This is a genomic window from Moraxella sp. CTOTU47724 (assembly GCF_032014955.1).
Classification (GTDB): domain Bacteria; phylum Pseudomonadota; class Gammaproteobacteria; order Pseudomonadales; family Moraxellaceae; genus Faucicola; species Faucicola tetraodonis.
The window spans coordinates 1-18,719 of the sequence record NZ_DALZSV010000017.1 but is presented as its reverse complement, the minus strand read 5'-3'; the positions used below and the strand labels follow the sequence as shown (position 1 = coordinate 18,719).

Below are 18,719 nucleotides of genomic sequence, written 5' to 3'. Positions count from 1 at the left end.
CTTATTCTGGGGATTCTGGAGACGACTGGGGATTAGGTAAATTCGACAGCAGCCATTGTAGCATGTCAGTTTCACTGACTCGAATGGCATTATCGGCAATTTGGGTAAAATCAGCTTGATTCAAATAAGATTGAACATACGCTTTATCATCACTGTCTATATGATGGTATTGTAAATCAATCAGATAAAAATATCCTTGCGAAAAAATTAAAGCAAAAGTTCGATGCTTGTTTTCAAATTCATGCTTGTTTTCAAATAAGGTTACTAGCTGTATCGAGTCGCTATCCGTTAACCTATCAACAGCACCCTTTCTTGCCACCTGATAAATCGACTGATTTTCGGCAACGTGAGTTATGTGGTTGGTGGGGTTGTCATTAGAATTTATATACTGAATGGACGTAGCTTCACCCGCAGGCAATTTTTGAAATTTATCGACGTTACTGTCATCAGTATTTGTCACGCAAGCTTGCCGCTGTAGGGTGTTTAACGCCGTCATTTTAGGCTGCAATTGCTCTAGCATATGCTGAGACAACCAAGCTAATATATTGATCAATGGTTGGATTTTGACCTGTTGTTTACTTGGGTGAATATTGACATTTATCCATTCGGCAGGCAGCTCAAAAGACAAAGCATAGCCCATTTGTAGTGAATTATCCATGCCAATACCCAGCTTGCGACCCACTTTTTGTATGGCTTGACTAATCGCCAAATCACTGACCAAACGATGATTGATATAAATCAGTTTTGGCAGATTATTTTTATGCGCGATAAAAAACCAGCCGGTGACTTTGGCACTTAACTCCTCTGTCTGTGCTTGTAAACCTTGCAGCGATAAATAAAATGGCTGTGCAATCTCAGCCAATGGTAAATTTAACGCTTGTTCAAGCCGCGCCAAACTAAGCGCGGGCAGAAAAGGCAATTCAGCACCCTCTAAATTTTGGTGAGGGGCTTGGGCTGACTGCGTCAAGCTAAAACGCAACTTGTCTTGATGATATAATTCAATCTGCACATCGGCAAAACTAATCGCTAATCGCTGCACGACTTGTTCAATATGGGCAAATTCTGTGGCAATACTTTTTAGGTGCGAGCGTCTGCCTGGCACATTGAAGTATAAATCGCGAACGCTGACACACGTGCCGCGATGTTTGACGATAGGACGAATAGTAGCTTGGCTTACCTCACTACCGCTCACGCTCAGCTGTTGCCCTATACCGCTGTCATTGTGACTACTGGTTAATGTCAAATGCGATATCGCCGCAATGCTCGCTAGTGCCTCGCCGCGAAAGCCTAAACTATGAATACCAACCAAATCGCTGACATTAGCAAGTTTACTGGTGGCATGGCGAGTGACTGCAAGCGTCATGTCATCAGGATGAATTCCCATGCCGTTGTCACTAATTTGAATCAACCCAAGCCCGCCTTGTTCGATATCGATTCGAATATGCGTAGCGTTGGCATCGATCGCATTTTCAATCAGTTCTTTGACCACAGAAGCCGGGCGCGTCACTACCTCGCCAGCGGCGATTTGGTTGATAAGCAGTGGGGATAATTTATGAATACGGTTGTCAGGCAAAACTAATCGTCACTTCTCGTTGTTCATCATCAAGGCGTTTGATATCAAGGGTGGCATTGGGCGGCGTCAAATAACCTGCTGCACGACTCGCCCATTCAATAATCACCAAACTATTTGGCTCATCTTGATATTCAGAAAAACCGATAAATTCCAATTCTTCAGGATCATTAAGGCGGTATAAATCGGCATGGTAAACCGGCTTAATCGTGCCGTCAGCTTGGGTAATACGATATGGCTCAACCAGGGTAAAAGTCGGACTTTTTACCGCGCCTGTATGACCCATTGCCTGTAGCCAGTAGCGGGTAAGCGTGGTCTTGCCCGCCCCCAAATCACCCGACAGCCAGACGCTACCGGTCAAATTCATTTCGGCAAGCTCTTTGGCTAAGGCTTGGGTGTCGGTTTCGGATTTTAAGAGGATAGTTTTATTCATGTCGATTTTCCCAGCTTGCCCCATGTTTGTCCTGAATCAAAAATCGTTACAACAACCCCATCAAATACCAACAGCTTAGTCAACTTGTAAAACCACTGTCGGATTGACAAATTTTTCGCCTTTTTTTAATTTGTCATACATGTTTGGGTCATGCCATTCGGCTTTTACTTGCTCGCTAAATTCAAAATCACCCAGCGTCAGCGCGCCCATTTGGGCATTATCGACATCGTCTTCAAAGCACTGTGCATAGCCTGTCGCTGTTTCGTGGGCGATGACGGAATACACTTTGACATCGGTTTCGCCATTTTGCATTTGGGTTTGTTTTAAGATTTCTCTTGCCCAAAAAAATACCACGCGGCTAAACTGCTCTGCCGAGGGCGAAACAGGCAAACTAATCCAGCGCGCGCTAAATTTTTTACAGGCGTCAATATAGTCGGGGTCATCTTTATCCCAAAAACAAATAGCGTGATCAAAACTATCAATGATGTCTTTAATCGATGATTTTAACAGCCCAAAATCATACACCATTTGCCCGTGATCGAGGCGGTGCGCTTCTAAAATCAGCTCGATTTGGTAACTATGCCCATGAATCGAGTACTTGCAGCGATCGGAGCTACAATTGCGCACGATATGGGCATTTTCAAATTTAAACAGCTTTCTAATTCTCATAATGGGATTCGCATTTTTTTAGCAGTAATAAGGGGGTGAATGCTGACTATTATAAAGCTATTGGGCAAGTTAAGCGAATTTTAGTCATGTACCCAAATTTGCCTACCTAAATTTACCCATAACATGAACAAAAAATCTCGTCACATTTAAGACAGTAACTCACGTCTTAAATCGCTAACTGTGCTAATATAAAAACTTGGGGATAGACAGTTATTGTTGAAAAATGAGTTTTTTTTAGCTGAGTCTTTTTTATATAAAGTTTTGTTGATATAAAGTGTTATTGATACAAAACTTTGTTGTCATAAAGATAAGCGCGGTGGAGATAAAAAATGATGATTAGAGTATTGGTCGTTGACGATCATGATTTAGTCCGCATGGGTATCGTACGGATGTTGTCAGATAGCCCTGATATTGATGTGATTGGTGAAGCTGCAGATGGTGAAACCGCGATTATCAAAACCAAACAATTAAAGCCCGATGTGGTGTTACTTGATGTCAATATGCCTACCATTGGCGGGTTAGAAGTCACCAAGCGCTTGCTACAAACCGATAAAAATACCAAGATTTTGGCGGTCAGCTCTCTAGTTCAGCAGCCCTACCCATCCATGCTCATCAAAGCAGGGGTGAGTGGCTATATCACCAAAGGGACACCGCTTGATGAGATGATTAAAGGCATCAAAAAAGTCCACCAAGGCGGGCGTTATTTTAGTGCCGATGTTGCCGAGCAGCTTGCTGATATTTTATTCACTGACAATTCAGAGTCGCCATTTGATGCGCTAAGTGAGCGAGAAATGCAGGTGGCGATGATGGTGGTCAATTGCAAAAGTCCACAGCAAATCGCCGATCAATTGTTTGTAAGTGTCAAAACAGTCAATACCTACCGCTATCGTATTTTTGAAAAGCTTAATATTGACAGTGATGTCAAACTTACCCATTTGGCTATGCGTCACGGTTTGATTCAACCCTAAATCATGATTACCAATCCTGCGTTTTCATCGCTATTTGACAAGCCAAGCACCCACGATAAAACCAAAAGAATCGGTAACGTCTACAATGGTTACCGCATTATTATTGCTATCTTTTTTTCCTTTAGTTTTATGTTGGCATTAAAAAGTGCACAGCATGATTATTGGGTATTGATTAATCTTTTCCCTACCTTTTTCTATTTTTTCTTTAGTATTACTCTATTTATTTTGTATTACTTTTATCCCAAAAATCCGCTGTTGATGGTCGGGCTAACTGTTGATGCGCTGGTACTCACTACTTTGTTGTACTTTAGCGGTGGTAATGATTTACAAGTAATTTTGCTGTTTTTGGTGCAAGTGGCTGCAGCTTTTATGTTGGTGCGCTCCAACCAAGCTATTTTACTCACTATTTTTGCCATCACGCTGGTTATTTATCAGCAGTTTTATCAAACCTTAAAAAGCGATGTTAACTACGCGCTGGTTAATAACGTGGCTTCGATGGCGATTAGCTTTATCGGAGTTGCTTATTTAAGTTATACGTTATCCAAACGGCTTAAACAAATTGAGCGGCTCTCTGAGCGCCAAGTCAATGAAGTCAATGCGCTAAATGCCATCAACAATAAAATCGTGCAAATCATTGACCAAGGCGTGGTAGTACTATCCCACGATTTAGAAATTTTTATCGCCAATGATACCGCACTCGAACAACTACATCTGCCCAAGGCCCTTGATAATTTTAATTTACTAGACATTTCCCCCTTATTAGCCGCAAGACTTGCACCCATCATCCAAGAGCCTGAAGAAACTTTAATAGTGCGGCTCGGCGCAGCGACTGCTAGCACACCTTTGGCCGTTGGCATTGAGCCTAATAACCAAAGTTTTAATGACCTACGGCTTCGTATCGCCCAATTAAGACAGCAATATGCCATTATTTTTATTGAAGATTTACGCCATGAGTTTAGCCGTGCGCAGCAGTTAAAACTTGCGTCACTAGGGCAATTATCCGCCAGTATTGCCCATGAGATTCGTAACCCACTGGCAACCATTAGCCAAGCCAGCCAATTATTAATGGAGGAAGTTAATGAGGCTGACAGTGGCTTATCGGGTGATAATATCTTGCTATATGAGATGATTTATCATCAAACCATTCGGGTCAATAAAATCATCGAGGATGTGCTTAAATTATCTCGTCAGCAGCGCCCTAATTTTGTTTATATTGAACCCAAAACTTGGCTAAACGATTTTATACAACAAAACTTTAGCGGCCATGATATTTTTCTGCACTGCCATACTGACAAAGGATTTATGTTTGATAACCATCAGTTAGCACAGATTTTGGTCAACCTCATCAATAACGGTCTGCGTTTTAGTAGCAAAACCCAGCCCCATGCTTTTGTCACCCTTGAAGTGTATGAATTTGGCAAATCTATTCATATTGATGTGATAGATACGGGTCACGGCATTGCCAAAGAAAATATTCAGTATTTATTTAATCCGTTTTTTACCACCGATAATCAGGGCACAGGTCTGGGGCTTTATTTGTCGCAGGCCTTTTGTCAGGCGAATTATGCCAATCTAGAATATGTGCCCAGTGAGGGGCAAACTTGCTTTCGGATTATTTGTCAAACCAAAACTTTACCGTCTGTCTAAAATATCTTTGTAGCTAAAATTTTTAATTGAATTTTTTGGCTAAAGCATTCATATTACAGTAAGTTTATCGATATCAATTTAGCAAAATTGTCGGGAATTTGAGTGTATATGTGTTCACTTTTTTCCATTTTTTCAGTACAATATAGCGTAAATGATTAAAAAAATACATGTCGTATTTTGATCATCCTCAGGACATTTATCTCTATGGCACAACCTCAATCTTTTGAAAACGCGCCCATCAATTGGATCCCTGCGTTTGTCTTAATTAGCACGCCTTTGGCGGCTTTATTGATTGTACCTTATTACTTGTGGACACATAGCGTCAGTTGGCAAGTTTGGGCAATTTTCGCATTCTTTATGGCTTGGAATGGGTTAAGTATTACCGTTGGTTATCACCGTTTATGGTCACATCGTACTTACCAAGCGCATCCGATTGTCAAATGGTTCTTTCTGATTGGCGGCACCTTAGCTGTTCAGGGGTCAGTATTTGACTGGTGTGCCGGTCACCGTTTGCACCACCGCCACGTCGATGATATCTATCAAGACCCCTACTCTGCCAAGCGTGGCTTTTGGTTCTCACATATCGGTTGGATGCTCAAAAACTACCCAAGCGGCCACTATGACTACAAAAATATCCCAGATTTAAAAGCTGATCCTGTGTTAGTCGCGCAAGATAAATATTATGCCCTGTGGATTTTATTGGCCAATATTGGCTTGCCGGCGCTGTTTGGTTGGATGGTGGGTGATGTTGCAGGTACCTTAGTACTTGCAGGGTTACTGCGCTTGGTGTTAAGCCATCATTTTACTTTCTTTATCAATTCGCTTTGCCATATGTTTGGCACCCGTCCTTATACCGATACCAACACCGCGCGTGATAATCCGATTCTGGCGATTTTCACTTGGGGCGAAGGCTATCATAACTATCACCACTTTTTCCAATACGACTATCGCAATGGGGTAAAATGGTGGCAATATGATCCTAGCAAATGGATTATTTATGGCTTGTCAAAAATCGGTTTGACTTGGGATTTAAAACGTGTCCCAGACGTCACCATTCAGCATGCGCAAACAGAAATGGCATTTAAACGTGCTGAGAAAAAAGTTGCGACTTTTTCAGGGAATTTAACCAGCGATTTCCAAGTGATAAAAGATCGTTTAAATAGCGAACAACAAGCCTTTAAACAAACGATTGCAGAATGGCAAGCGTTAAAAACGCAAGCAATTGAGATGAAAAAAAATGAGTTTGCCCAGCGTATTCATGAGGTCGATGATAAGCTAAAAGACCAGTTTAGTGGCATTGAGGATAAACTTCGCAATCATGCGCAGCAAATTGAAAATTTAGTTAATCATTTAAAAGGCAAACATGTTTGATTAAAACATGAAAATGTTTAAAGGTTGACTGTGTCAAAAAAGGTAGGATAAAGTCCTACCTTTATTTTTGTGGTTTTGTTGGGTTTTGATTAGTCTTGTAACGGATAAGAGGGTGAAAACGGGTCTAACAATTCAATCAATCGGCGTTCATAGCACTTTCCGCGCCAAATAAAATGTACTTTTGCATCACTAAAGGGTTTATCGTCAAACCACAAAAACACCCCTTCCATCATTTTTGGCCAGTCATCCCAGCTAATTTCACCCACGCCCATCATCACTGCTAAAAACGCTGACAACAGCGTATCATGACTAACCGCCAGTAATAAATGTCCGTGCTTCGGCTGATGCTGAAATAAAAGCGCTAATAAATCCAAACCGCCTTTATGTGGTGCTTTAATCCCTGCCATGTCGCCCGCCAAAAAACGATTGATAAAATTGAGCGCACCAATTTGTTTGAATACCTTACTCACTTCTTCATGGTCAACCACCAAACTACCTGGCTCTACTAGCAGCGATTGGTGCGACACATTTCTAGAGATGCCGGCCCCTGCTTGCATTAAAATAGCGGTATCAATACAACGTTGTATCGGGCTACTGATGCTATCTACATCCATTGAGTAATCTAAGTTGGCAGCCAACCAACGCCCCCAAGACTCCGCCAACACTCTGCCTTTTGGTGTCAGTGGCAAGGCATAACTGGCAAAGCCATTTTTATCTGACATTTCGCGCAATGAATGGCGGGTAAATAGTATTAGTCGCTCATGTTTCGGCAGTAACTTGACCGAGTCAATCATACTGGGCGGTAAGTGAGCAGGCATGGTGTTGATTGAATTAGACATTTAACTACGCATTCCTTATATCTTTTTATCTTTGCACCATAAATTGATACTACAAATTGATGAAGTCAAAAAATTTAAGCGATTAAATGGGATTTTACTGCGGCAAACGCGCCAATCATACCATGACTTCAATGACTTTATGCCAGTCAAAAACTACCCCCGTACTACTGATTTCATTGGGGTAGGCTCTGGGATTGACAATAACACGTGTATGACCTTGCTGATAATCAAACGCTTCATGGGTATGTCCATGTAGCCAAATATCAGGCGCGAAATCGCGCTGTAACCATTCGCTCAAATCAACGACAAATCCCGCATTACTGGGAAAATTGGCATATTTTGGCGCGATAGATAATGGGCTGATGCTATGATGTGTCATAACCACGGTGGGCATAGCATCTTTTTGGCTTTGTTTTAAGGCGTTTTGTAACCATGCCCTCTGCCGCTGGTGAATAGCTACAGTATCTTGGGGCGTTAACAGTCGGTTATCATAATAAATCTCGCGATAATCGCGCATAAACTGCTGAGCAATCTCTAACGTATTATCTTGTGGTTGATATTGATAATCCGTCCAAAGCGTTGTACCAATAATTCTAACACCCATAAATTCAAAGCTCGCACATTGTAAAAAATGCACTTGCGTATCTTGCGTCAATGCCTTTATCTGCTCATCGAGAGTAAGAATATTATGACCAAAATACTCATGATTGCCCACAATCACAAAAATTGGTTTCTCAAGTCGCGTTGATTCGCCGATAAGCCATTCGATGCCCAAAAGCCCATTGGACGTGTCGCCCGCTACTAAAATAGCATCGGCATTTGTATAAGGGATTTCACCAATCGGCAAATCCCTTCTTGCGTAGCTATCAATATGTAAATCACTTAACACTTGAAAACGTACTGGCATACATGACTCGAAATGGGTTATTTTAACGTATCCAAGATATAGTGCAGTTTTGCAGTGGGATTTGCTGCCGCCGTGATTGACCGCCCAATCACCAAATAATCAGACCCATTTGCTATGGCATCTTTGGGCGTGCAAATGCGGGTTTGGTCATTACTGGCGTCTTCTGGTAGTCTGATACCTGGCGTGACTAAAAGAAAATTCTTGCCGCAAAGCTGTTTAAGCATAGTGGCTTCTTGTGCAGAGCAAACCACCCCATCAAGCCCAGACTGATGAGTCAATAATGCTAGTCGCTTGACATGATTTTCTACTGAGTCGGTGATGCCCACCTCAGCCAAATCTTGCTGTGACATAGAGGTCAGCACCGTCACCGCAATCACTAAGGTTTGGTAGTTTTGCGCTGATAAACGCGCTTTCACCGTTTGCATGGCGGTACGCCCCGCACTGGCATGGACATTGACCATCCACACCCCCAAATCAGCCGCCGCTAATACCGCCTGCGCGGTGGTATTGGGGATATCATGAAATTTTAAATCCAAAAACACTTCAAAATCACGCCGATGTAAGGATGCCACTAAGCTATTACCATATTTGGTAAACAGCTCTTTACCAACTTTCACCCGGCACAAGGTAGGGTCTAACTTATCTGCCAAGCTTAATGCCTGACGGTCATCCATGTTATCCAATGCCACGATAATGGGTGACTTGATGAGTGATGTTGCTTGCGGTGCTGCCACTTGATTCATAACAAACTGACTCTTTTTTTAACTCGATAGTATGCATTGATTATCGTACGGGTGGTAAATTAGGGTTGGCTACTGTAGGTGCAATCGTTGCATTGCTGGTTTGCGCTAAATGCTGTTCATAATTATGCTGCGTTTGCATCAATTTTTCTTGGGTTTGCTTTAACTCTTTAGATAAGCGCTGATTTTCCAGTTTCATCTGTAACACACGAAATAAAATCAACCCCATCAATAGTCCCGCGATGACCCCTAAAACAATGCTAATAATCAGCAGTAACCCCAAACTCATTTGTGGCACTTGGCTAAACAGTAAATTTACTTCGACTTGGTTGTTATTCACCAATACCAGCATCAATGAATAACCAACGACCACGAACAACAAAATCGCTAACAGGTAACGCATAGTTTCCTCCTTGGTTATTTTAATCAATCTACATTTTTGAATGCCACTATTATTACAGATAATTGAAAAAAAAGAGTGGATTTTTTGTCCACTCTTTTTGATCAATCATATATTAAACCATAGCGTAAGTTCAACAACGTTAAATGGCTCAAAAACCGCAACTAACGATGATGATTGACTGCCTCTCGCAATGCTTTGCCAGGTTTAAAATGCGGTATCGCCGTTGCTTTTACGGTAACTTTCTCGCCTGTTTTAGGGTTGCGCGCCACACGTGGCTCACGATGATGCAAACTAAAACTACCAAAACCGCGTACTTCGACACGTCCGTTTTGAGATAAGGTATCGACCATCAAATCAATGATTTGCTTGGTGGCATCCTCAATAGTTTTTTCTGGTATATTCTCACATTCACTTGATAATCTAGTGATCAAATCAGATTTGTTTAACACTTTTTCCATACTACCCCTAACACGCTAAACGTAACTGTCGTAGTCTAAATTACAGAATGATGGTTTTAAAAACTTCGTTACAGTTCAAGTTTATCCAGCAATCTATTAACAATTCTAATAATGAAAAATTACATTTCATTACTTTTCTTCGCATATTATAACAAAACCACCTTAAATTCGGCGGCTTTTTTTAGACTAAATATTCCATTTTATTACCTAAAAGGTGAAAATAAAAAAAAGCGACTAAGTTAGTCGCTTTTTTTATCACTCACAAAACCGATTATTGGTTTTGTTGTTGCTCTTTGATTAAGTCACCAATGGTTTTTGGTTGGGTATCAGCTGCTGCATTTGAACTTAATGCTTTGATAGCATCACGTTGCTCTGCTTCGTCTTTTGCACGAACTGATAGGTTGATACCGCGAGTTTTGCGATCCACACTAACAATTTTCGCTTCAACTTCATCACCGACATTCAGTACAGTGGTCGCATCATCTACTTTGTCTTGTTGGATTTCTGAAGCACGTAAGTAGCCTTCTACATCATCAGCTAGTTTTACTTTAGCGCCTTTGGCATCAACGTCAGTTACTACCCCTTTCACTACTGCACCACGATCATTTGAGACTAGGTATTCGTTGAATGGGTCACTGTTAAGTTGTTTGATACCCAAGCTGATACGGTTAGCTTCTGCATCTACAGACAAGATGACCGCTTCAACGGTATCACCTTTATTGTAGTTACGAATCGCTTCTTCACCACTTTCAGTCCAAGAAAGGTCTGATAAGTGAACTAGACCATCAATACCACCTTCTAAACCGATAAAGATACCGAAGTCAGTGATTGATTTGATAGTACCAGATACTTTGTCGCCTTTTTGGTGGTTCTTATCAAACTCTTCCCATGGGTTTGGCATGGTTTGTTTGATACCTAGGCTGATACGACGACGATCTTCATCGATATCAAGGATTTGAACCATGATCTCGTCACCGATTTGTACCACTTTTGAAGGATGGATGTTTTTGTTGGTATGATCCATTTCAGAAACGTGTACCAAGCCTTCGATACCATCAGCGATTTCAGCAAAACAACCATAGTCAGTCAGGTTAGTGACGCGTGCTTTAACGTTAGTACCTTTTGGATAGTTGTTAAGAACGTCTTGCCATGGGTCAGTGCCTAATTGTTTTAGACCTAAGCTGACACGGTTACGTTCGCGGTCAAATTTTAATACTTTAACTTTTAATTCTTGACCCACTTCAACCACTTCTGATGGGTGCTTGATACGGCGCCATGCCATATCTGTGATGTGTAATAGACCATCGATACCACCTAGGTCTACGAATGCACCGTAATCAGTTAAGTTTTTCACCACGCCGACCACTTCTTGACCTTCTTCAAGGTTAGATAGTAGCGCTTCGCGCTCTGCTGAGTTTTCAGATTCCATCACAGCGCGGCGGCTAACAACGACGTTGTTGCGTTTTTGATCCAGTTTGATGACTTTAAATTCTAGCTCTTTGCCTTCTAAGTGCGCAGTGTCGCGTACTGGGCGAGTGTCCACCAATGAACCTGGTAAGAACGCACGTACTGAACCGATATCAACCGTGAAACCACCTTTAACTTTACCAGAGATAAGACCGGTTACGATCTCATTGTTCTCATAAAGTTTTTCAAGTACGTTCCAAGTTTCAGCACGTTTTGCTTTTTCACGTGACAATAGGGTTTGACCCATACCATTGTCAACCGCATCTACAACGACTTGAACTTGGTCGCCAACTGCTACTTCAAGCTCGCCTTGTTCATTCAAAAATTCTGAACGCGCAACGATACCTTCTGATTTTAGACCCGTATCTACGGTAATCCAGTCGCTATCAATCGCAACTACGGTACCTGCGATAACTGCACCGCGTTCTACGTCAAGTACTTGGCTTGCTTCAAACAGTTCAGCAAATGATTCCATCATAAAATTTACCTTTGTATAGCCGTAGCCTGTCCAGCACAGTACGGTTCAAATTAAGATTTTTTATAAACATAAGGCTGGTTTTAGTGCCTATAAAAAATCGATAAAACTTTTAAAAACTGTTAGTTAAAAAATAGTTAGTTAATTGTCAAACCGCGCTCAACACATAGTTGCCAAACTTGGTTAAACACTTGCTCAGCATCGATGGCTGAGCTATCAATCACTATCGCATCATCGGCAGCCTTAGCCGGTGAGGCACTGCGTGTACTATCACGCTCATCACGCGCAATAATTTGTGCCAAAATTTCGTCAAAATCTGCCTGTTTGCCAGCGTTGGTCAACTGACTGACACGGCGCGCGGCTCGTGCCTCAGAGGATGCGATCAAATAAACTTTCAGCGGCGCATCGGGGAAAACCACTGTTCCCATATCACGCCCGTCTGCAATCAAGCCCTTTTTTGGGTTGCCTTGCGACGTTGCCATATTTTTTTGTAACTCTAATAGCGCTTGACGCACCTTCGGGAATACCGCGACTTTTGACGCAAAGTTCCCCACTTCTTCGGTGCGAATCACTTCGCTCACATCGTTGGCATTCACGAGCACTGTCACATGCTCAGAATCCGCTTTTGCGGCTGCAAACTCAATTTTCAACGATTGGGTTAAATCAGCTAACGCAGTTTCATCAATGTTGTCCGTTAACAAACCCGCTTGGTGGGCTGCAAGACCCACAATCCGATACACCGCCCCTGAATCCAAAATTTGATAATCCAGCAGCTTTGCCAGTCTTGCCGTCAATGTGCCTTTACCTGCACCACTTGAGCCATCAATGGTGATGACGGGCAGGCTTGCGGTTAGATCAAAAGACGGTTGCGTTAACGTTTGTGACATGCCATTCTTATGAACAAAGCAAAAATAGTCGTATATTTTACGCCTGAAAGCTATTTTATACAAGTAATTTGACACAAGGATTGACTACATTGCGTATTATTTTTGCCAATGAAAAAATGCACAAAAAACGGGCAAAAAATGAGAAATGCACCGATACGCAGAGTAATGATTAAGCATTGCGAGATAGAAGAAAAAAAGCTATCGACTTAAAGGATTAAGCATAAGCTCACCTTTAACAATCGCTGGCTTTTAACAATCACGTGCTAAAACTGCCGACGTTTCCAGAATTTCCAAAATTTATAGCGTAAAGGTGGGTTTATCGGAGCTGATATGACCCGCTAACAGGCGGTCGACTTCGTTTTTGATGCGTAAACCTGCTTCATCTTTGCCAAGCTGTAACGCATAGCCTGCGGGGCGCTGTGCTTGTGCGCGGTGGTTGACCCACACTACTTTACCATGCAGCGGCATTCTCTCACTCGAATTTGGCAAAGTAATTGCCACAAAGGTTTGACTACCTAGTTGTTGCTGCTGGTTAGTAGGAATAAATAATGCACCGTTTTCAATAAAAGGCAGATAGCTAGCATACAATTTTTCGATCGTATCATAGTTAATGGTGGTGATACCGCCACGAGATGGCATTGCCATAATCACTGTTCCTTTTACTAACGCATGGGGTTACCAACGCATGGTGAATGATAAATAATATAGATAATTGGGTAATATAGGTAATTCAATAAATTAGCAATCAAGCATGGTGCTAAAAATTTTATCATAGCATAACTTATCTTGGATATGTTGCTGTCTATCTTGCCAGATTTGATCGATAACCCACTGTAAATGGCTAATTTGCTTTAATGTTGGTGGTGGCTGCAGCTTGCCAAAATCTAAGTCATGGGCGGACGCTGAGATACCGACGGCAAATTGCCCCAATGGTACTAACAAGGCTTGCGACAAGTATAAAAAGTCCGTCAATGTCAGCGTTTTTTGCCAATAGTTGCTGGCTTGTACAGGCGTACGTTGTCCGCTACGAACTGCTTGAAAGCTGTTTATCCAAGTCTGGCGGTGTTGATACCATTCGCTGTGTAACATTTGCAGTGCCAAAAAAGGCGCATAACCAGACCATCCATTGACTTGTTGTAAAGTCACGGCATCGGTATTGGGCATTAATTGCTGCATCACTTGCATTGATTGAGCGGGGGTCACATGGCTCACTGAAAATGCCTGTAGCCGCGAGCGAATCGTTGGCAGTAGCTGCGAAGGACTATCGCTAATTAATAGCATTAATACATTTTCGGCAGGTTCTTCTAATGTCTTAAGAAGCGCGTTACTGGCTGCTAGAGTCATCGCATCCGCTTGGTGAATAACCACAATTCTTAATCCGCCACTCGACTGCGTGACAAACGGCTGTAATTCCCGAATTTCGTCAATCTTGATGCTATAACTTGACTGATGGGTTGGGGCTTGCGCCACAAGAGCATTGTTTACTTTAGGTTTGGGCGACGCGTCACGCGCCACGGTGGGTGTGGGAATTTGATAAAGATCGGGGTGGGTATTGGCAATCAGCCATTGGCAACTTTGGCATTGCCCACAGGCAGTTGCCACACCTTGTACATTGTCCCGTTGATTCTCACACAATGCCCATGCGACAAACCGATACACAAAAGCACGTTTACCAGTCCCCGCATTGCCTGCAAACAACATCGCGTGCGGCAAGGCGTCTATATGGGTGGTCAAATACTGCCAAGTTGCCTGTTGCCACGGCAGTAAATCCATAAATAGCCACTGCTGTATCACCTGTTGGCTCACGGGATCTGGATAGTAGTATTGGGTTACCTCATTGTGTGTTGATTCGATATTGGGTTGTTTGGTGCTTTTTGCTTGGGTAGTTATAGTCGATGCCATAGAAAAAAATCAGTCAACAGAGTAACTATAGTATAATCGCTGCGGCCATATAATCAATTAGGATAATCCGTTAGGTTGTTTTCTTGAATACATAAATGCGGTAACACGTAGCGTTATTTTATCCCTTACTGTCTTTAAAACCTCAGCCCATAAGATTTTTGTTGCAAATAAATGATGGATTTTTTCTGATGAGTCGATTAAATTTTCATCTTAAGATATCTATTTTCGTATTTTTTCTTATAGTTGTGATTCACCCTATTTAAAAAAACGATTCAATTTTCTGTTTACTTCGAGGTTAGTTTGACGAATTTATCGCAACCTAATAATCAAGATACGTTACCCAATGCCCAACATCATTATGATGCGGCGGATATGGCAGACCAATTGAAGGTGATGCCAACCTTAGAAGCGCGTTTAACTACTATTTTAAACGAAATCAATGCGCTGCGTGACTTTCCGCAAGTTACCCTATTTAAACAACTGCTAGATACCTTGCGTAACCGCGCAAATGATGCTACGACCGCCAATGAACAGATGGCACTATTCGTTCGACTATTGCGCGGCAATCGTGTGTGGGCAGAAGGGTTTTGTGTGTTTATGCTTACCTTGATTAGTCGTTATCGTCAGGTGTCGCTATACACGGATTTGGGTATCTTGTCAGACGCTGGCTTTACTTCGCAATTTTTTGATTTGGTCGGTGAAAAGCTATTACCCTCTGTACCCGATGACCGCGATTTGATTGGCTTATTTAATGCGTTTTTTGCCACTCCAAAAACTCGCTACTGGGTGCGCTTAATCCATGAGCGCTGGTGGATTGAACTGATACTTATTCTTAAAGTACCTGCAGGCAAAGAAGCATTGGTGCAAGCGCTTGAAGCCAATGTGCTCAAAGCCATTACTATTTTAACTGCGCGTATCAACGGCATCGGGCTCAATGCTGATTTAATAAAGGCGTTTCCCAATCCGATTGACAATCAAGATACTTTTATTGCGCTAAATCGCGAAGTCGCTGAATTTGTCAGTCAATACCAGCTCAGCATGCAGCCAGGGGATGAACAAGCGATGCCCCAGCCTGAGGTGGATAGCAGTCAAATTTTAGTGTTGACCGACCAAGCGCGCACTATGATGCAAAACATCCGTCGCCGTATACATCGAACCGGTATTACTGTGCGTACCACCAATATGTTGGTGCGCCTTGAGCAAAGCCTGCAGCGTCTTGAATTGTTGGTGTCACTGCTATCTGACAACGATCATATCAAGAAAAAAACCATCATAGAGCTCATTAACACGTTGTATGAAGATTCATACCACCGCAGTAGTTTTAGATATTTATTTGGCATCAATACCGCGCTCTTGTCGCGCCGTGTGACTGAGACTGCCAGTAAGGTCGGCGAGCATTATATCAGTACCGATAAAGCGGGCTATCGCCGTATGTATAAAAAAGCAGCATTGGGTGGTCTACTCATCGGCTGTATGGCGACCCTTAAAATCCTAGGGAAATCCTTACCGCTGGCACCCTTTGGCGTGGCTTTTTTAAACAGTATGATTTACGGTCTTGGCTTTGTGGCAATTCATATCATTGGCGGTACAGTGGCGACCAAACAGCCTGCCATGACGGCTGCCGCGATTGCTTCAACCATCTCAGAGGTAAAAGGACGCAAAGCGGCACGATTTACCAAATTGACAGAATTGGTCGTTGATATCATGCGCACCCAGTTTATTGCCATTATGGGTAATATTTCAATTGCAATGCCGATTGCGCTACTGATTTCATCCATGTGGCTGTATGGACTGGGTCGTCCGTTAACATCGGAAGCTAGCGCAGAGCACTTGCTGCATGATCTCAACCCGTTTACCTCGCTTGCTATCTTTCATGCTGCGATTGCTGGGGTGTATCTGTATATTTCAGGATTGATTGCAGGCTATTACGATAATCTTGCGGTACACAACAAAATTGGTGAGCGTATCCGCAACCATCCTACCCTCAAACGGATGATGACACCTGTCACGTTATTGCGTTTTAGCGATTTTATCGAGCGCAATCTGGGTGCGATTATGAGTAACTTTTTATTCGGTTGCTTTTTGGGTAGCACGGCGACCATCGGTTATATTTTTGGCTTACCGCTCGATATTCGCCACATTGCCTTTGCGTCTGCCAACTTTATTCACGGAATTTTTAACATTTATGCCAACACGGGCGAATTTCCAGAAATCGGTATTATTTTGGTCAGTCTATTTGGGGTGATGGTCATCGGTATGATTAACTTGTTGGTGAGTTTTTCACTCGCCTTAATGACCGCCCTACGCGCTCGTAATGTGAAAGTCTTTGAGTGGAAATTCTTATTTGAATTGGTCACCTCGCATTTGATGACCCAACCCTCTGACTTTTTTATCCCACGTAAACAGCCGATGAACTATGCGCTCATCGATAGCGATGGTAATATTATCTATGATGATAAACCGATTGCAAACGATGGTAAAAATAGTAAAGGGCATAAAACCACCCTAACATCGCAGACAGAAGAACATCCGCATGCTACTACGCCCCATATCGACAATATCAGTCATACGGAAAAACTGACCGATGAAGAAATTGCAGAGAAAAAACAGGCAATTAAAGAAAAAGTGGTGCAAAAGGCGGTCGACAATATTACCCCAAATGACACGGCAAGCAAGCTACCCAAATAATTGATGAAACACTGAACACGATAGAAATATGATGACTTTTTCGCAAACTACAATGAATCAACCCGCGACCTCAATGAGTCCGACTCAATTGGCTCATCGGTTAAATGAGCTGTTAAAAATTAATGAATTCCAAGATTATTGTCCCAATGGTCTGCAAGTGGATGGTGGACAGCCGATACAGCACATCGTCACCGGTGTCACAGCCTCTGAGGCATTGATTGAACAAGCGATTGCGCACAACGCCCAAGCGATTTTGGTGCATCATGGCTATTTTTGGAAAGGTGAACCTGCGCCGTTAATTGGCATGAAAGGCAAGCGTATTCGTTTGTTGATGCAACATGGTATTTCCTTACTGGCTTATCATTTACCGTTAGACGCCCATCCCCAATTGGGCAATAACGCCCAATTAGCGCTAGCGCTAGGCTGGACTGATTTGTCACCGTTGTACCCTGACGAAAAACACCCGATTGGTAATATCGTGGATTTAGCAGCGCCGTTGTCGATTGCAGCTCTCACCAACAAACTATCGACTACCTTAAGCCGTCCGCCCCTACATATATCCGGCGGTAATCAAGTCATTTCGCGAATCGGTCTATGTACGGGTGGCGCACAGGATATGATTGAGCAAGCGGCACAAATGGGTTGTCAAGCCTATATCTCGGGTGAAGTATCAGAGCGAACCACTCACGTAGCGCGTGAGCTGGGTATTGATTATTTTGCCTGTGGACATCATGCCACCGAGCGAGGTGGTGTACTTGCATTAGGGAATTACGTCAAAGAAAATCTTGCTTTGACCGTTGATTTTGTCGATATCGATAATCCTGTGTAAAATCGGGCAATTTATTGACTAATTATTACCCGTTAATTGCATTTTAGCGGGTTTTTTACGCTTTTTATCATAAATTTGCCTTTCGTTACCGTCAACCAGATGACGCGTAACTTTAATTTCACTACAATACCCCCATTGTTTCATATAACTAACTGTATTGCCATGCAGTAAATATTGTTATTGTTTATTTATTTTATGCGTGCCATACGTTACCCTACGTTAAATTCTGTCTATAAGTGCTTGGGCTTATTAAACAATTTTTAATTTGCCAGCACTTACAAAAATTTTAACCCTTTTTCGGGTTGTACTTAATTATTATTTATTTCGATAATTCTCTACAATGGATAGGGATTTATCACCGTCCTAGGTATAAGGGGAGCCAACCTGTTTGGCTCTTTTTTTAGCGTTAAGTTATACCAAACCCAATAATTAAAGCACTGCCCAATGACGAGCAGTGAGCGACTTA

17 protein-coding genes are annotated in these 18,719 nt (G+C 42.4%); 5 read left to right on the top strand and 12 right to left on the bottom strand.

Annotation, left to right across the window (positions count from 1 at the left end):
- Position 1 precedes the first annotated feature (1 nt).
- The 3 genes from mutL to RTR63_RS05355 all read right to left on the bottom strand — a co-directional run bounded on the left by mutL (position 2) and on the right by RTR63_RS05355 (position 2,672).
- On the bottom strand, positions 2 to 1,573 hold the full coding sequence (gene mutL / locus RTR63_RS05365; protein WP_312523105.1) for a DNA mismatch repair endonuclease MutL: 1,572 nt from the start codon (positions 1,571 to 1,573) through the stop codon (positions 2 to 4).
- Entirely contained in the window at positions 1,566 to 2,003 is a 438-nt protein-coding gene (tsaE, locus tag RTR63_RS05360) for a tRNA (adenosine(37)-N6)-threonylcarbamoyltransferase complex ATPase subunit type 1 TsaE (protein WP_312523103.1), read from the bottom strand. Before tsaE ends, mutL begins: the two co-directional genes overlap by 8 nt.
- Before the next feature lie 75 nt (positions 2,004 to 2,078).
- The gene (locus tag RTR63_RS05355; RefSeq protein ID WP_007116356.1) at positions 2,079 to 2,672 is read right to left on the bottom strand and encodes a 6-pyruvoyl trahydropterin synthase family protein; all 594 of its coding nucleotides are present in this window, start codon (positions 2,670 to 2,672) and stop codon (positions 2,079 to 2,081) included.
- 332 nt (positions 2,673 to 3,004) lie between these two features.
- Between RTR63_RS05355 and RTR63_RS05350 the strand changes: the two genes are divergently transcribed.
- The 3 genes from RTR63_RS05350 to RTR63_RS05340 all read left to right on the top strand — a co-directional run bounded on the left by RTR63_RS05350 (position 3,005) and on the right by RTR63_RS05340 (position 6,658).
- Positions 3,005 to 3,640: a response regulator gene (locus tag RTR63_RS05350; protein WP_036603711.1), complete on the top strand. Its 636-nt coding sequence runs from the start codon at positions 3,005 to 3,007 to the stop codon at positions 3,638 to 3,640.
- A 3-nt stretch (positions 3,641 to 3,643) separates the two neighbouring features.
- A complete protein-coding gene (locus RTR63_RS05345; RefSeq protein ID WP_312523101.1) occupies positions 3,644 to 5,287 on the top strand; it encodes a sensor histidine kinase in 1,644 nt (547 codons plus the stop codon).
- Between the two features lie 204 nt (positions 5,288 to 5,491).
- Entirely contained in the window at positions 5,492 to 6,658 is a 1,167-nt protein-coding gene (locus tag RTR63_RS05340; protein WP_050324109.1) for an acyl-CoA desaturase, read from the top strand.
- Between the two features lie 89 nt (positions 6,659 to 6,747).
- Here the strand turns inward: RTR63_RS05340 and RTR63_RS05335 are convergent, their stop codons facing one another.
- The 9 genes from RTR63_RS05335 to RTR63_RS05295 form a co-directional block, all read right to left on the bottom strand.
- Complete coding sequence (locus tag RTR63_RS05335; RefSeq protein ID WP_312523099.1) at positions 6,748 to 7,497, bottom strand: histidine phosphatase family protein; 750 nt, start codon at positions 7,495 to 7,497, stop codon at positions 6,748 to 6,750.
- Between the two features lie 115 nt (positions 7,498 to 7,612).
- The gene (locus RTR63_RS05330; RefSeq protein ID WP_312523097.1) at positions 7,613 to 8,404 is read right to left on the bottom strand and encodes a metallophosphoesterase; all 792 of its coding nucleotides are present in this window, start codon (positions 8,402 to 8,404) and stop codon (positions 7,613 to 7,615) included.
- Positions 8,405 to 8,421: 17 nt separating this feature from the next.
- Positions 8,422 to 9,147 carry an orotidine-5'-phosphate decarboxylase gene (gene pyrF, locus RTR63_RS05325; protein WP_312523095.1) on the bottom strand — a complete coding sequence of 242 codons (726 nt, stop codon included), beginning with the start codon at positions 9,145 to 9,147 and terminating at the stop codon, positions 8,422 to 8,424.
- A gap of 40 nt (positions 9,148 to 9,187) precedes the next feature.
- Complete coding sequence (locus tag RTR63_RS05320) at positions 9,188 to 9,547, bottom strand: lipopolysaccharide assembly protein LapA domain-containing protein (RefSeq protein WP_219330980.1); 360 nt, start codon at positions 9,545 to 9,547, stop codon at positions 9,188 to 9,190.
- 161 nt (positions 9,548 to 9,708) lie between these two features.
- Entirely contained in the window at positions 9,709 to 10,005 is a 297-nt protein-coding gene (locus RTR63_RS05315) for an integration host factor subunit beta (protein WP_036603685.1), read from the bottom strand.
- Between the two features lie 271 nt (positions 10,006 to 10,276).
- Positions 10,277 to 11,947: a 30S ribosomal protein S1 gene (gene rpsA, locus RTR63_RS05310; RefSeq protein ID WP_186303382.1), complete on the bottom strand. Its 1,671-nt coding sequence runs from the start codon at positions 11,945 to 11,947 to the stop codon at positions 10,277 to 10,279.
- Between the two features lie 137 nt (positions 11,948 to 12,084).
- Positions 12,085 to 12,834 (bottom strand): (d)CMP kinase, encoded by a 750-nt coding sequence (gene cmk / locus RTR63_RS05305; RefSeq protein ID WP_219330979.1) that lies wholly within the window; start codon positions 12,832 to 12,834, stop codon positions 12,085 to 12,087.
- 297 nt (positions 12,835 to 13,131) lie between these two features.
- Complete coding sequence (locus RTR63_RS05300; protein ID WP_007116499.1) at positions 13,132 to 13,479, bottom strand: PilZ domain-containing protein; 348 nt, start codon at positions 13,477 to 13,479, stop codon at positions 13,132 to 13,134.
- Between the two features lie 93 nt (positions 13,480 to 13,572).
- Complete coding sequence (locus RTR63_RS05295; protein ID WP_312523093.1) at positions 13,573 to 14,736, bottom strand: DNA polymerase III subunit; 1,164 nt, start codon at positions 14,734 to 14,736, stop codon at positions 13,573 to 13,575.
- Between the two features lie 300 nt (positions 14,737 to 15,036).
- Between RTR63_RS05295 and RTR63_RS05290 the strand changes: the two genes are divergently transcribed.
- Together RTR63_RS05290 and RTR63_RS05285 are read left to right on the top strand one after the other, a co-directional pair.
- A complete protein-coding gene (locus tag RTR63_RS05290; protein WP_312523091.1) occupies positions 15,037 to 17,424 on the top strand; it encodes a site-specific recombinase in 2,388 nt (795 codons plus the stop codon).
- 52 nt (positions 17,425 to 17,476) lie between these two features.
- Positions 17,477 to 18,253 (top strand): Nif3-like dinuclear metal center hexameric protein, encoded by a 777-nt coding sequence (locus RTR63_RS05285; protein WP_409418199.1) that lies wholly within the window; start codon positions 17,477 to 17,479, stop codon positions 18,251 to 18,253.
- The last annotated feature ends 466 nt before the right edge of the window (positions 18,254 to 18,719 follow it).

Excerpts from the sequence above, each read along its gene's own strand:
- RTR63_RS05285 (WP_409418199.1), top strand. The coding sequence starts at position 17,477 with ATGAATCAACCCGCGACCTCAATGAGTCCGACTCAATTGGCTCATCGG.
- RTR63_RS05340 (WP_050324109.1), top strand. The coding sequence starts at position 5,492 with ATGGCACAACCTCAATCTTTTGAAAACGCGCCCATCAATTGGATCCCT.
- RTR63_RS05300 (WP_007116499.1), bottom strand. The coding sequence starts at position 13,479 with ATGGCAATGCCATCTCGTGGCGGTATCACCACCATTAACTATGATACG.
- rpsA (WP_186303382.1), bottom strand. The coding sequence starts at position 11,947 with ATGGAATCATTTGCTGAACTGTTTGAAGCAAGCCAAGTACTTGACGTA.
- RTR63_RS05355 (WP_007116356.1), bottom strand. The coding sequence starts at position 2,672 with ATGAGAATTAGAAAGCTGTTTAAATTTGAAAATGCCCATATCGTGCGC.
- RTR63_RS05350 (WP_036603711.1), top strand. The coding sequence starts at position 3,005 with ATGATTAGAGTATTGGTCGTTGACGATCATGATTTAGTCCGCATGGGT.
- RTR63_RS05330 (WP_312523097.1), bottom strand. The coding sequence starts at position 8,404 with ATGCCAGTACGTTTTCAAGTGTTAAGTGATTTACATATTGATAGCTAC.
- cmk (WP_219330979.1), bottom strand. The coding sequence starts at position 12,834 with ATGTCACAAACGTTAACGCAACCGTCTTTTGATCTAACCGCAAGCCTG.
- tsaE (WP_312523103.1), bottom strand. The coding sequence starts at position 2,003 with ATGAATAAAACTATCCTCTTAAAATCCGAAACCGACACCCAAGCCTTA.
- RTR63_RS05320 (WP_219330980.1), bottom strand. The coding sequence starts at position 9,547 with ATGCGTTACCTGTTAGCGATTTTGTTGTTCGTGGTCGTTGGTTATTCA.
- RTR63_RS05345 (WP_312523101.1), top strand. The coding sequence starts at position 3,644 with ATGATTACCAATCCTGCGTTTTCATCGCTATTTGACAAGCCAAGCACC.
- RTR63_RS05335 (WP_312523099.1), bottom strand. The coding sequence starts at position 7,497 with ATGTCTAATTCAATCAACACCATGCCTGCTCACTTACCGCCCAGTATG.
- pyrF (WP_312523095.1), bottom strand. The coding sequence starts at position 9,147 with ATGAATCAAGTGGCAGCACCGCAAGCAACATCACTCATCAAGTCACCC.
- RTR63_RS05315 (WP_036603685.1), bottom strand. The coding sequence starts at position 10,005 with ATGGAAAAAGTGTTAAACAAATCTGATTTGATCACTAGATTATCAAGT.
- RTR63_RS05295 (WP_312523093.1), bottom strand. The coding sequence starts at position 14,736 with ATGGCATCGACTATAACTACCCAAGCAAAAAGCACCAAACAACCCAAT.